Origin of the sequence: Pseudonocardia bannensis (assembly GCF_012911875.1) — a bacterium.
Taxonomy (GTDB): domain Bacteria; phylum Actinomycetota; class Actinomycetes; order Mycobacteriales; family Pseudonocardiaceae; genus Pseudonocardia; species Pseudonocardia bannensis.
The window spans coordinates 1-12,574 of record NZ_JAAXKZ010000157.1 but is presented as its reverse complement, the minus strand read 5'-3'; the positions used below and the strand labels follow the sequence as shown (position 1 = coordinate 12,574).

The following is a 12,574-nucleotide window of genomic DNA, read 5'->3' as shown; positions in this document are numbered from 1 at the left end:
GTCATGGAGCCTCCTCGTGCGATCGAATCTGCCAGTCGACGGTCCGGCCGAGGGCTGCCGCATACCGCTCCAGGGTGGACAGGCGGGCGTCGACGTCACCCCGCTCCAGGCGGGCCACTGCCGACTGCGAGGTGCCCATCCGGGCAGCGATGTCGGTCTGGCTCAGGCCGCTCTCCCGGCGGGCCGTGACGAGCTCGTTCATCAGGGCCCGGCGGCGATCGAGCATCCCCTGAAGGCCGGGGAAGGACGTGTGACGCGACGGCGACATAACTTGAATGGTATCTCACCAACGCTATATTCGGTCGGTGAACCGGACAGGGCGGCAAGGGTCGTTCACGCCCGTCCGGGCGACAGTTCCCGCCCGGATCCGCTCCTCGGTAGGTGACGGGCGCCGTGGCAGGCATGCTCCCTCCAGAGCGTCGACACCCGGGAGGATCGATGGATCTCGACGATGCGCGAGCGGTGATGCGCGAACAACCGAGGGTCGTCCTGGCGACGTCGCGCGAGGACGGCACTCCACAGATGTCGCCGGTACTGGCTGCCGTGGGCGAGGACGGGCGCGTACTGGTCAGCACCCGCGAGGCCGCCTACAAGGTGCGCAACGTGCGGCGCGATCCGCGGGTGTGGATGTGCGTACTACCCGAGGAGTTCTTCGGGCGATGGATCCAGGTCGAGGGCCGGGCCGAGGTGGTCGAGCAGCCCGAGGCGCTGGACCTGCTCGTCGACTACTACCGGCGAGTGTCCGGTGAGCACCCGGACTGGGACGAGTACCGCGACGCCATGCGGCGGGAACGGCGGGTCGTGCTGCGAATCGAGCCGACGCGGGCCGGGCCCGACCGGTCGGGGTGACCACGAAGCGTTGACCCGTCCGGCCGACGAGCGTCGACGACCGGACAGTGGATGACAGTCACGGTGTGGACGCGGGCCCGCCCTCGGAAGGCGCGTTCCACGTCGGCAGGGTGAGCGTTTCATCCATCCGGCGCAGTTCGTCGCGGTGCAGGGCGCTGAGGCGCGCGAGAACCTGGTCCCCTTCCGGCGTCAGCAGCACTCGCACCGCCCGCGCGTCGTCCGGGTGCGCTGCCCGCTGCACGAGACCCTGCCGCTGCGCTCGGTTGACCAGTTCGACCACGCTGTGGTGACGCAACTGGAGCCGGTCGGCCAGCTCCCGCACGCTCGCCCACTCCCGGCCGGGAAATCCCTTCAACGCCAGCAGCAGCTGATACTGCTGCGGGGTGAGGCCGTGACCACGCACGGTCTCCTCACTGAAGCGCAGGTACGAGCGGATGCCGAAGCGGAACCGGGCCAACGCCTCGAAATCCTTCTTCGTCAGCGCTTCCCCACCCTCGTCCTCGCCCGCCATGGCCACATGACACCACGTCTGCCCGGCCCCTCGGCCGCCTGTCAGCCTTATATATCGTGCTACGATAGAAATTGCGCGGGCCGCACCAGGCCGCGAGGCACTCCAGGAGGTGGTGCGTCGTGCTCAGCGACCGTGAACGCAAGGTGCTGCACGAGATCCAGCGCCGGTTACTGATCGAGGACCCCGGCTTGGTCCGGTCCTTCGACGCCGTCGGGCCACGACCCGGCCGCGCGCCGACCGGACTGGAGCAGCGCGCGTACACGAGCCTGCTCGTGATCACCGCGACGTTCGCCGTGGTCCTGCTCGCGGCGGGATCGCTGACCGGCGCTCTGACCCTCGCCGCGATGGCCGCCCTGCTCTGGAAGGCCTCGCACCGATCGGACGACACCGCTCCCCCGGCAACCTGACGGTCCGGGCGATCACTGGTAGGCCGCGGAGGACCACATGATCGTTCTCTATGCACTGATCGCAGTGCTGGCATTCGGCGCGGTATGGCTCGGGACGAGCGTCCGGGTGGTGAAGCAATTCGAGCGGGGTGTCGTCTTCCGGTTCGGACAGGTCCGCGCCGAGACCCGGGGCCCCGGGCTGGCGATGATCGTGCCGATCGCGGATCGCCTGCAGAAGGTCAACATGCAGATCGTGACCATGCCGGTGCCCGCCCAGGACGGCATCACCCGCGACAACGTCACGGTCCGGGTGGACGCCGTCGTCTACTTCCGGGTCGTCGACCCGGTGCGCGTGGTCGTCGACGTCCAGGACTACGACTCCGCCATCCGCCAGGTCGCGCTGGCCTCGCTGCGCTCGATCATCGGCAAGAGCGAGCTCGACGATCTGCTGTCCAACCGCGAGCGCCTCAACCAGGGCCTGGAACTGATGATCGACAGTCCGGCCCTGGGCTGGGGGGTGCACATCGACCGCGTGGAGATCAAGGACGTGGCGTTGCCGGAGACGATGAAGCGGTCCATGTCGCGTCAGGCCGAGGCGGAGCGGGAACGACGGTCCCGGGTGATCATCGCCGAGGGCGAGCTGCAGGCCTCGGAGAAGCTGGCACAGGCCGCCGAGGTGATGGCCGAGCACCCGGCCGCGTTGCAACTGCGCCTGCTGGAGACCGTGGTCGAGGTGGCCGCGGAGAAGAACTCGACGCTCGTACTGCCCTTCCCCGTCGAACTGCTGCGCTTCCTGGAACGGGCAGCACCCTCCGCGGACCAGCCGGCCGACAGGACCACCGTGGGCGCGGCCGCAGCGCCGCCGACCGGCCCGGCGGCAGCGGCCGGCGTGCGCCCGCCCGGCGACCGCGGCCTCGGCGCGCCCGGGCCGAACGGCGCGCGGCCCGGCCTGTGAGCGGGCACCGGTGAACGCCTCCCGCGGACGAGCTCCCGTCGTCGTCGGGGTCGATGGATCCGGCTCCGCGCTCGACGCCGTGGACTGGGCGGCCGCCGAGGCGGCGACCCGCAAGCGCCCCCATGCACATCGTGCATGCGTTCTCCTGGCCCGCGGCCGTGGATCCGTTCGGGGTCGCCGCGGGAACAGGCGACTGCGGATCCCGAGAGGCGGCCGCGCAGGTCCTCGAGGGCGCCGTCGTCCGCGCCCGGTCGGTCACACCGGACTGTCGCATCACGCCGCGACTGCTGATCGGGCCCGCCATCCAGGTGATTCTCGACCAGGCTCGGGAAGCCGACCTGGTCGTCCTCGGCAACCGGGGCCTCGGCCGGCTGCGGGGCCTGCTCAGCCCGTCGGTCGGTGCGCACGTCGTCGCGCGCGCGACCTGCCCCGTCACCGTCGTCCATCCCTTCCGCAACGTGGCACCCGGACCCTCGGCAGCCCGGGTGGTGGTCGGCGTCGACGGCTCCTGGCCGTCGATCGGAGCGGTCGGTTACGCCTTCCAGGCCGCCGCGCAGCGGGGAATCGGCCTCACGGCGCTCCACGCGTGGACCCCGCGAGGCCCGGCCGACCTCGAGGGCACAGTGGATGACGAGAATGCGAACGAGGGCACCGAACGACGCGTACTCGACGAGGCCCTGGCGGTCTGGACCCGAGGTTTTCCCCACGTCGCCGTCGAACCCAAGCTCGTACGGGCCCACCCCGCACACGCGCTCATCACCGAGTCGGCCGGTGCTGCGCTCACGGTCGTCGGCTCTCGAGGCCGGGGTGGGATCCGTGGGACCGTCCTCGGCTCCGTGAGCCGGATACTGCTCCGCCACACCCACAGCCCGGTCGCCGTGCTCCGCGCGAGACCGGCCCGAACGGCCGCGGGCTGAGCTCCGGGACGTAGCTCAGCTCGCCGTGCGAGCAACCGCCTCGAGCTTCACGCAACAGCGGCCCGAAGCAGGATCGAGCCGGGCGCCCAACCCGGTGGGGGCGAGGCCGTCGAGGAGTCCGGTCAACACTCGCAGGTTCATCCCGCACACCAGTTCGGTGTGCTGCCGCACCAGGGCATGGAACGGACAGTTCCCCAGGGCGACGTCACTGTCGTGGGCCCGCGGTTCGTAGCCGTAGGCCTCGAGCACACGCCACGCGGTGGCTCGACCGTCCTGCCCCCCCGCGGCAGCCCGAGCCGACTGGGCGAGTTGAGCGCCCAACTCGTAGGCACGACGGTCGAGCACGGCGCGTGGCGAGACCCCCGAGCGGTCGGCGTCCTCGACCGTGGCGGCCAGGAGCTGACCGGCCAGGTCGTAACGACGCTCGGGAAGCGACACCGTGATCTCGCACGTCGCCCGCCGGTACAGCTTGGCCGGTCGACCCGCGCCCGGACCGGTGCGACCGGTGCGGCGCTCGAAGACGACGTCGAGCAGCCGCTGATCGGCCAGCCGGTCGAGATGGAAGGCCGCGGTCGTGCGGGGCAATTCGAGCGCCGTGGCGGCCTCGTCGCGGCTCACCGGCCCCGGCTGGCGCACCACGTAGTCGTAGAGCCGGCGACGGGTCGGCTCGTCGAGCGCGGCGACGGCGGCGACCTGGTCCCCCTCGCACTCCTGCATGACCCCACTCTATAGACAGCTTCTATTGACGAAAAACGTCCCGGGGGTCTACGTTCCTTCTATCAAAGGTCGATGTTGTCTTTAGAGGAGTCATCATGGCCACCGATGTATCGAAGGTCCCCACGGGCCGCAGCGCCGACCGGTCCGACCCGGCGTATCGAGCGTTCCTGCTGCTGCGCACGGGGTTCGCCGTGGCGCCGATCCTCTTCGGTCTCGACAAGTTCACGAACCTGCTCGTCGACTGGCCGCAGTACCTCGCCCCGTGGATCGACGGCGTCGTCCCCGGTACCGCGCAGCAGGCGATGTATGTCGTCGGCGTCGTCGAGATCGTGGCCGGGGTCGTGGTCGCGGTGGTGCCGCGGTTCGGTGGCTGGCTCGTCGCCGCGTGGCTGTTCGGCATCATCGTCAACCTGCTGACCCTCTCCGGCTTCTACGACGTCGCGCTGCGGGACTTCGGCCTCCTGCTGGCCGCGGTCGCGCTGGCCCTGCTGGCCTCCCGGTACGCGCCTGGCCACCCGTGGTCCCGGCGGGCGTGATGGCCTCGGGACCGTCGGCCGGCCAGACCGAGATGAGCGAGCCGGGTGCCCGGCGGTACGGGCGACCGCCGGGCGCCCGGCACCGGAGCTTCCGGGTGGTTGTGTCTCATCGAGACGGTGTGGACCTGCCCGCCGCCGAGCGGGCGGTGGCAGACCTTCTGGTGGCCCTCGGCAAGGACCCCGCCGCCGAGCACCTGACCGACACGCCGCGCCGCGTCGCTCACTGTTTCGCCGAGCTGCTCACCCCGCGGGAGTTCGACCTGACGACGTTCCCGAACGACGAGGGTTACGACGAGCTGGTGCTCGCCAAGAACGTCCCGCTGCAGTCGTTGTGCGAACATCACCTGCTTCCCTTCCACGGCGTCGCCCACATCGGATACCTGCCCGGCGCGCGCATCCTCGGGCTGTCGAAGCTGGCTCGCGTCGTCGAGCTGTTCGCCCGGGACCTGCAGGTCCAGGAGCGGCTGACCCAGCAGGTCGCCGACCGGCTCCAGGAGGACCTCGGACCCAAGGGCGTCGGAGTGGTGATCGAGGCCGAGCACCTGTGCATGTCGCTGCGCGGCGTGCGCGCCACCGGATCCCGCACCGTCACCTCGGCCCTGCACGGGGTGCTGCGAGAGGACGCCCGCTCCCGGCAGGAGTTCTTCGCCCTGACCGGCGTCAGCGGCTGACCCACCCCCGAGGCAAGGAGCAGCCCCATGACCACCGGATCGACCCACCTGATCGTCGGCGCGGGCCTCGCCGGGGCGAAGGCCGCCCAGACGCTGCGCGAGGAGGGCTTCGACGGCAGAGTCGTGCTGATCGGAGCCGAGACCGAACGGCCCTACGAACGGCCGCCGCTGTCGAAGGGCTATCTCCTCGGCACCGAGGACAAGGCCAAGTTCTACGTCCACGACGAGGGCTGGTACCGCGACAACGACGTCGAACTACTGCTCGGCTGCCGCGTCACGTCCCTCGACCCGCCTGCGCACCAGGTGGAGCTCGACAGCGGTGAACGACTCGGCTACCGCAAGCTGCTACTCGCCACCGGCGCGTCCCCGCGCCGCCTCGACGTCCCCGGCGCGGACCTGGGCGGCGTGCACCACCTACGTAGCGTCGGCGACTCGGAGCGGCTGCGCGCCGCGATTCGCGGCGGCGGCCGGGTGGTCGTCGTCGGCGCGGGGTGGATCGGGTTGGAGGCCGCAGCTGCGGCCCGCGGTTACGGCTGCCACGTGACGGTCATCGAACCGCGGCCGTCACCACTGCACGCCGCGCTCGGACCGGAGATCGGCACCTTCTTCGCCGATGTCCACCGGCACCACGGCGTCGACCTCCGACTCGGGCGGAGCGTCACCGATCTTCGCGGCAGCGGGCAGGTCAGGGCACTGACGCTCGACGACGGCAGCGAGATACCCGCGGACGTCGTCATCGTGGGCGTGGGTGCCCGTCCCCGCACGGAGCTGGCCGAGCGCGCCGGGCTGGCCGTCGACGACGGGGTGCTCGTCGACCAGACGCTGCGGACCGCCGACCCCGACGTCTACGCCGCCGGCGACGTGGCGAGGGCGTTCCACCCGCGTTACGGCGCCCCCATCCGCGTCGAGCACTGGGCCAATGCGCTCGGTACCGGGCCGATCGCGGCCAAGAGCATGCTCGGCCGCCACGTCGTCCACGACCGCATCCCGTACTTCTTCACCGACCAGTACGACATCGGGATGGAGTACGCGGGGTGGTATCCCCCGGGGGGCTACGACACCGTCCTCATCCGCGGCGATGTCGGGTCTCAGATGTTCTACGCCTTCTGGCTCGCGGCGGACCGGGTCGTGGCCGGGATGCACGTCAACCAGTGGGACGAGGGCATCGCCCCGGTGCAGGAGCTGATCGGATCCGACGCCCCCGTCGACCTCGACCGGCTTGCCGACCCCTCCGTTCCGCTCCTGCAACACAGGGGCTGACGGCAGTGGGCGCGAGGTCCTGACCACCCGTCGATGCGCCCGCCGGTGGGGTACGGCCACCGGCGGGAATCCGCGCTCGCCCCGCAGGTCGGCGCTGTCGGAGGCTGCCAGCGGATCCTGGAGCTGCCCCGCGACGACCACTGGGAGGCCCTCGCGAAGGGAGCGCTGCGCGACTCGCTCTACGCGGTGCACGCCTCGCTCACCGCCGAGGTGCTCCGAACCGGCGAGCCCGGGACGAACGCCCAGGACCGGGTGCGCCGTTGGCTGGGCCGGAGCGCGGCCACCACGAACCGCTGCGTGCGCGTCCTCGACGACATCGCCGGCGGCGGACGGGCCGACCTCGCGGCCCTGACCGTCGCCCTCCGGGAGGTCGACGCCCTGGCCCAGGCAGGCCCGCCCGGACACCGTTGACGAATGTCGGACGGGGCGAGACGCTCCCGCTACCCGATGGCCCTTCCTGCGACCTGCTCGCGCACCGCGATGGGCGCCCCCGCCAGGTCCTCCTCGTTGCACAGCAGCTTGACGTCGTAGTACGGCGACCCGTCACGCTCGTCGTAGTCGAGGTGGATCGCGATCACGTCCACGTCCTCGCCCAGCCACGCCTGGGCCTCGCGCAGCCACGCCGCCGCCCGTTCCAGGGCACTCGGCAGGTCGTCGTCTCGGAACTGCACCGGCCGGTAGGGGACCTGCTGCACCTCGTCACGCGGGTGCAGGGGTTGCGGGAGGCTCCTCGCCACGCCCGCGTCGTCGAGATCGAGTTCGATGGGCTTGTCACTCACCGGCCCAGGGTGTCCTGGCGGGCCTCATCAAGCAAGTACACCGGGGTGTGTGCCGTGTCCAGGCGCTCAGCCTTCCCTCCCGGACGTGAGGAACACGTCCAGGCCGTCGACGCCCTCGCCGACCGGTCCGGCGCTCTCGCCGCGACCACGCGCAACCCGACCGCGACGGGTTGGGCCTGCTAGGCAGCCGGCGAGGCGATCTCCGGTGCGGACCCGGACCGCGCGATCGACCTCCTCGAGCGCAGCCGCAGGCTCGCAGCGTCGGTCCGCAACCGCTACCTGGCCGGCGTCGAACTCGCCTTCGGCGCCGCCGCCGCACGGCTCCACCGGGCCCGGGGCGTTCTCCAGGAGCGACTCGGGGCGGGCGCGTTCGACGTCGCCGTCGATCGCGGCACCGGGCTCTCGGTGTGCAGCGCGTGGGAGACCCAGACCATCGTCCCCGTGCCCTCTGCCACACCGTGAACCGACGCGACGATGGCGATCGACGGGCTAGGCCGAGCAACACCAGGGGCAGGGTGGACGGGCCGCGACGACACCGCAGCCGTTCCCGGTAGCGGCTGACGGTGCCGTCGCGACCGGCACGCGGATGACGCGGAGATGGTCCGGTGAGCGACGCCCCCGGCCGACCGCTACCTGTTCGTCCTACCTGTCGGCCCGGTGCCAGTCATGCGGGCGGGAGGCAGGATCGAGATCGTCTTCTCGGGGCTCGCGGGGTTGCGGCAAGGCGATCGGCGATTGATCCGCCGTCGATGTCTCCGACTCCGCCGCCTGGGCGCCCGCGGTCATGTGCGCGGCGATCCACTGGTAGACCGCGATCCAGGCCGAGCTCAAGGAACCCGTGTACCCCTGTCCGGACACATCCCGCACGGCCCGGGTCAGAGCGTGGCCGATGTACTGGTAGTGCTCGGGCTCGACCCGGAAGCGTGTGCGGTGATCGGCTCCGAGCCGGCGTAGCGCGACCTCCAGTTCCGCCGTGTCCGCCGTGTCGAGCTGCGCGACGGCACCCAGCAGGGTGTCGCTCATCTTCTGCATCTGCCCGGTCAGGTCGGGAGGGAACATCGCCCGCAGCTGCGGAGCCATCTCGAACAGGTGCTCGTAGAACGCCTCGGCCAGGCGCACCGGCCGGTGGGCCACCGCGTGGCACGACGCTCGCACGGCGGCGATCACCGCAGGTGCGGGCCGTGGCACCTCGGCCGGGGACGACGTCCCGACGGTCTGCGGGTGACTCATCGCTGCCACGCTGCGAGATGGCGGAGCGGATCGGAGCCGGGTTGCCTGACCAATGAGCTGCCTTTCGTCGACCAGAAGATCAATCCCCGGCGCACGCGCGGTGGCGGCACCGGCCCTTCCGAGTATCGGAGTCGGGTGCGCAGGTGTTGCAGGAAATCCCGATCCGATCGAAGTTGTGGCGTTCGATGTAGGCCACCGCTTCGCTCGACCAGGCCCGCCGCATCCGTCTTCGGCCCATTGAGGCCGTGATCGCCGGCTGTTACGTTCGTCGTGTGACTGCCGGGTCGGCCTTGGGCCACGAGCGAGACGGGTTCCCGGCAGATCTGTGAACACCGGGCGGGCCAGGGGCCCGCCGCCCACCGCGGACAGTGCGCGTTCCGCGGTGGAAGGAGGTGAAATCACATGAACACACCGCAGCACATGACGCCGGAGCCGGCGTGGCAGGAATTCCTCGTACGGCAGTGCTCCCGCACGCTGATCGAGGGGGTCGTCACCTCGGTCGTACCGTTCGGGGCCTTCGTCAACCTGCACGAGGGCGTCGAGGGCCTGCTGCACCGGTCGGAATGGTCCACCGAGCCGCAGCTCGGCGCGTCGGTCTCGGTCCGGATCCTGCAGCTGGATCTGGCCAACCGCCGGGTCAGCCTGGCACCGGCCTGACGACGCGTGGCCCGGGGGCGCTGAGATCGCCCCCGGGCCACCCCGCGAGCCTAGGACGCTGACGCGCCACCCCTGCCGCGCCGGCATCGGGAGCCGGGCGGACCCGGGCCGGTACGTGCCGGGATGTCTTGCACCTGACGTCGGGTGAGGTCCTGGCGTCGCTGCGGCCGCCGACACGGACATCGGCCAGCAGGCACTGGGTCGCGGCATCCCGTTCGTGGTGACCAGCTCGCCCGTCGGGCCGCCGGCAGCGGCAGATCGATTCGGTCGTTCCCTGCGACCGGTTGCCCAGGCCGGTGGGCGGGTATGCGCTGGAATGCAGATCCCCAAAGGCATGGTGGTGGAGCGGATCCGGAGCGCGGGCGATTCCGAGGCGGCTGCCAGGGCCGACGCGGAGCTGCCCGAGAAGGTCGACACCGAACGCGACGCCGACCTGCTGCGCAGCTTCGATCTCGACCCGCAGCAGCTCGCTGATGGTCTCGGCGGTCAAGCCCCGTCCATCGGCTGATCGGCGCCCGTGCTGAGCCGGCGCAGCGCCGGGACCACACGGTCGAAACGGATACGGCCGGCGCGAAAGCCCGGTGCACCGGCCGGCACCGTCTGACGGCTGGGCCGGGGCCCGGGTCGGCAGCCCGACCCTCGCCGCTGCACCACGCCGTGCCTCACCGCGTCCCGTCGAGGTTCTGGCTGATCTCCTGTCGTAGCTGGTCCAGGCCCTCGCCGGTCCGTGCGGAGACCTGGACGGCGTCCGGATAGGCATGGTGCAGGGCCTTGACCCACTCCGTCGGCGCGGCGTCGATCTTGTTGAGGACGAGCAGCTCGGGCCTGTCCGTGGCGCCGATCTCGCTGAGGACACCGCGCACGGTCGTGATCTGCTCCATGGCATCAGGAGCCGAGGCGTCGACGACGTGGAGGACGAGGTCGGCGGTGGCGACCTCGTCAAGGGTCGATCGGAACGCGTCGACGAGCTGGTGAGGTAGGTGGCGGACGAAGCCGACGGTGTCGGCGAAGGTGTGGGGGGAGCCGTCCGGGAGCTGGGCGCGGCGCACGAGGGGGTCGAGGGTGGCGAACAGGGCGTCCTCGACCAGCGCGTCGGCGCCGGTCAGGCGGTTGAGCAGCGCGGACTTGCCGGCGTTGGTGTAGCCCGTGATGGCCACCGAGGGCACGCGGTTGTGGGCGCGGCGGCCGCGGGTGGTCTCCCGCCTGCGCGCGAGCTGGGCGATCTGGCGGCGCAGCGTGGTCATCCGCTTGCGCAGCCGACGCCGCTGGGTTTCCAGGCGCTGCTCGCCCGGGCCGCGGACGCCGGTGCCGGCGCCGCCGGCCGTCCGGCCGCCGCCGATCCGGGACAGCGCCTGCCCGCCGCCATGCAGCCGAGGCAGCTGGTAGGCCAGCTGCGCGAGCTCGACCTGGGCCTTGCCTTCGTGGGAGCGGGCATGTTCGGCGAAGATGTCCAGGATCGATGCAGTCCGGTCCGCGACCCGGACTCCCGTCCTGTCCTCGAGATTGCGCAACTGAGCGGGGCTGAGCTCGCCGTCGGCGACGACCAGATCGGCGTCGGTCTGCTCCGCGAGCCGCGCCAGCTCCTCGACTTTCCCGGACCCCAGATACGTCGCGGGGTCAGGACGGTCCCGGGCCTGCCTCAGCTCCCCGACGACAGCCAGCCCGTCGGTGTCGGCGAGCCGGGCCAGCTCCTCCAGCGATGACGACCCGTCACCGTTTCCGGTACCGGCAGCGCCTCCGGTGCCGTCGGTGCGCAGCGAGAGCAGGATCGCGCGGGGTTCATCGCCGGACCGAGCGCGGGTGCCGCCGCCGCCACGGTCGACCGCCGCACCCGCTGCGGGACCGGTCCCGCGCTGTTGTCCCAGCAGCCAGGTTCCGGGCACCACAGCCTCCTCGCCACATGTAGCGTCGCGCCGAGCCACATCGCGGCCCGTACGTGCAGTGGCCCGGGCAGCTCGGCAGGCGAGTACCCAACGGCGGGCTCTTGACGCCTCGTTCCGTCGCGTACCGCGCCGTTCCGGCCGCGGTGCCGGCAGCGGGGAACAACGGATCCCCGGACCCGTGCGGACGCGCCGGGGGTGTCGCCAAATGAGACGGTTCACGATCTCCGGCGTGGAAGACTGCGCGCGCCAGGTCCGAGTCGTCGCCGACGTCCGGACGACCGCCGCGACTCCACCGCAACTCCACGGGAGGCTTCAGTGATTCTCATCGTCCTCAAGGCCCGGATCCGTCCCGAGAAGCGCGACGAGTGGCTGGCCGGGATCAAGCAGTACACGGCCGACGTGCGGCAGGAGCCCGGCAACGTCTCGTTCGACTACTACGAGAACGGCGAGAACCCGAACGAGTTCGTCATCGTCGAGACGTTCGCCGACTCCGACGCGGGATCGGCACACGTGGCCACCGAGCACGCCACGAAGTTCTTCGCATGGATGCCGGCCATGATCACGGAGCGGCCACAGATCAACTACCAGAACCTCGACGGTGAGGCGTGGTCGGAGATGGCGGAGGTCACGCCGGAGTGACGGTCACCCGGGTTCTCCGCCCGGACCCGGTGGGCGCGGCCACCACCGGCGCCTCCCCCTCGGGCGGTCAGAGCGCGGCCAGGAACGTCAGCCCCATCACCGCGTTCATCGCGGTGTGAGCTGCGGACTCGGCTCGCACGGCCAGTCGCCCGGCGTGGACCGCGGCGAGCCTGCGAGGCACAGCGCCGGCCGGCGCCGCGGCCATCGCGGCCTCGGCCCAGGTCCACGTCCGAGCGCCGAAGTAGCCGGTGAAGACGAGGGTGGAGGCTGCGCCGCGATGGCCGGTCCCTGGTGCGGATCGGCCGCGCCGGGGACGAGGTGCATGGCCACCATCGCGGCGCAGCCGAGGCAGAGGTGAGCTCCGGCCGAGCAGACGAGCGCTGCTGTCGTGTTCCACCAGGCCGAGTGCATGCTGCTCCTCCGGGCAGAAGGCGAGTGCGAGGCCGGCCCGGCTAGATGTGCTGTCCGGGGAGGTTGGTCGAGTCGGGGGGTGTGTGACGACACGATCTGATTGATCTTGTTGGGGAGGACCTCCTGGAGTGGTGTGGAGCTGTCTGACGGCATCCGCACCCCTCACGGGAGGT

At 71.3% G+C, this 12,574-nt stretch carries 18 protein-coding genes; 11 read left to right on the top strand and 7 right to left on the bottom strand.

Annotated elements, in window-relative coordinates; genetic code table 11:
• Nucleotide 1: 1 nt before the first annotated feature.
• A complete protein-coding gene (locus HF519_RS26990) occupies nt 2-268 on the bottom strand; it encodes a helix-turn-helix domain-containing protein (RefSeq protein WP_169415800.1) in 267 nt (88 codons plus the stop codon).
• 170 nt (nt 269-438) lie between these two features.
• Between HF519_RS26990 and HF519_RS26985 the strand changes: the two genes are divergently transcribed.
• Nucleotides 439-849, top strand: a complete 411-nt coding sequence (locus tag HF519_RS26985; protein WP_169415799.1) for a PPOX class F420-dependent oxidoreductase — start codon at nt 439-441, stop codon at nt 847-849.
• Nucleotides 850-907: 58 nt separating this feature from the next.
• Here the strand turns inward: HF519_RS26985 and HF519_RS26980 are convergent, their stop codons facing one another.
• Entirely contained in the window at nt 908-1,360 is a 453-nt protein-coding gene (locus HF519_RS26980) for a MarR family winged helix-turn-helix transcriptional regulator (RefSeq protein WP_169415798.1), read from the bottom strand.
• Nucleotides 1,361-1,479: 119 nt separating this feature from the next.
• On the opposite strand from HF519_RS26980, the gene HF519_RS26975 reads away from it, so the two are divergent.
• The 3 genes from HF519_RS26975 to HF519_RS26965 all read left to right on the top strand — a co-directional run bounded on the left by HF519_RS26975 (nt 1,480) and on the right by HF519_RS26965 (nt 3,618).
• Nucleotides 1,480-1,767: a DUF3040 domain-containing protein gene (locus HF519_RS26975; RefSeq protein ID WP_169415797.1), complete on the top strand. Its 288-nt coding sequence runs from the start codon at nt 1,480-1,482 to the stop codon at nt 1,765-1,767.
• Between the two features lie 37 nt (nt 1,768-1,804).
• The gene (locus HF519_RS26970) at nt 1,805-2,701 is read left to right on the top strand and encodes a slipin family protein (RefSeq protein WP_211170647.1); all 897 of its coding nucleotides are present in this window, start codon (nt 1,805-1,807) and stop codon (nt 2,699-2,701) included.
• 122 nt (nt 2,702-2,823) lie between these two features.
• A complete protein-coding gene (locus HF519_RS26965) occupies nt 2,824-3,618 on the top strand; it encodes a universal stress protein (protein ID WP_169415796.1) in 795 nt (264 codons plus the stop codon).
• 15 nt (nt 3,619-3,633) lie between these two features.
• Here the strand turns inward: HF519_RS26965 and HF519_RS26960 are convergent, their stop codons facing one another.
• A complete protein-coding gene (locus HF519_RS26960; RefSeq protein WP_169415795.1) occupies nt 3,634-4,335 on the bottom strand; it encodes a helix-turn-helix transcriptional regulator in 702 nt (233 codons plus the stop codon).
• Nucleotides 4,336-4,430: 95 nt separating this feature from the next.
• Here HF519_RS26960 and HF519_RS26955 point away from each other — a divergent pair, with 95 nt between their 5' ends.
• The 4 genes from HF519_RS26955 to HF519_RS26940 are packed head-to-tail and all read left to right on the top strand — an operon-like array spanning nt 4,431 to nt 7,213.
• Nucleotides 4,431-4,871, top strand: coding sequence for a DoxX family membrane protein (locus HF519_RS26955; protein WP_169415794.1), 441 nt, complete (start codon nt 4,431-4,433; stop codon nt 4,869-4,871).
• 32 nt (nt 4,872-4,903) lie between these two features.
• Nucleotides 4,904-5,542 (top strand): GTP cyclohydrolase I FolE, encoded by a 639-nt coding sequence (gene folE, locus HF519_RS26950; protein ID WP_169415801.1) that lies wholly within the window; start codon nt 4,904-4,906, stop codon nt 5,540-5,542.
• Between the two features lie 27 nt (nt 5,543-5,569).
• Nucleotides 5,570-6,802, top strand: a complete 1,233-nt coding sequence (locus HF519_RS26945) for an NAD(P)/FAD-dependent oxidoreductase (protein ID WP_169415793.1) — start codon at nt 5,570-5,572, stop codon at nt 6,800-6,802.
• A gap of 33 nt (nt 6,803-6,835) precedes the next feature.
• On the top strand, nt 6,836-7,213 hold the full coding sequence (locus HF519_RS26940; RefSeq protein ID WP_169415792.1) for an NAD-glutamate dehydrogenase domain-containing protein: 378 nt from the start codon (nt 6,836-6,838) through the stop codon (nt 7,211-7,213).
• Between the two features lie 29 nt (nt 7,214-7,242).
• Here the strand turns inward: HF519_RS26940 and HF519_RS26935 are convergent, their stop codons facing one another.
• On the bottom strand, nt 7,243-7,581 hold the full coding sequence (locus tag HF519_RS26935; RefSeq protein WP_169415791.1) for a hypothetical protein: 339 nt from the start codon (nt 7,579-7,581) through the stop codon (nt 7,243-7,245).
• A gap of 642 nt (nt 7,582-8,223) precedes the next feature.
• Nucleotides 8,224-8,811, bottom strand: coding sequence for a globin domain-containing protein (locus HF519_RS26930; RefSeq protein WP_169415790.1), 588 nt, complete (start codon nt 8,809-8,811; stop codon nt 8,224-8,226).
• A gap of 402 nt (nt 8,812-9,213) precedes the next feature.
• Between HF519_RS26930 and HF519_RS26925 the strand changes: the two genes are divergently transcribed.
• A complete protein-coding gene (locus HF519_RS26925; protein ID WP_169415789.1) occupies nt 9,214-9,468 on the top strand; it encodes a S1 RNA-binding domain-containing protein in 255 nt (84 codons plus the stop codon).
• A 334-nt stretch (nt 9,469-9,802) separates the two neighbouring features.
• A complete protein-coding gene (locus HF519_RS26920) occupies nt 9,803-9,976 on the top strand; it encodes a hypothetical protein (protein ID WP_169415788.1) in 174 nt (57 codons plus the stop codon).
• A 154-nt stretch (nt 9,977-10,130) separates the two neighbouring features.
• Here HF519_RS26920 and hflX read toward each other — a convergent pair whose 3' ends face one another.
• Entirely contained in the window at nt 10,131-11,351 is a 1,221-nt protein-coding gene (gene hflX, locus HF519_RS26915) for a GTPase HflX (RefSeq protein WP_312860374.1), read from the bottom strand.
• A gap of 315 nt (nt 11,352-11,666) precedes the next feature.
• Here hflX and HF519_RS26910 point away from each other — a divergent pair, with 315 nt between their 5' ends.
• Nucleotides 11,667-11,990, top strand: coding sequence for a putative quinol monooxygenase (locus HF519_RS26910; RefSeq protein ID WP_169415786.1), 324 nt, complete (start codon nt 11,667-11,669; stop codon nt 11,988-11,990).
• Between the two features lie 67 nt (nt 11,991-12,057).
• On the opposite strand, the gene HF519_RS26905 is transcribed toward HF519_RS26910, so the two are convergent.
• Complete coding sequence (locus HF519_RS26905; RefSeq protein WP_169415785.1) at nt 12,058-12,195, bottom strand: hypothetical protein; 138 nt, start codon at nt 12,193-12,195, stop codon at nt 12,058-12,060.
• Nucleotides 12,196-12,574 lie beyond the last annotated feature (379 nt).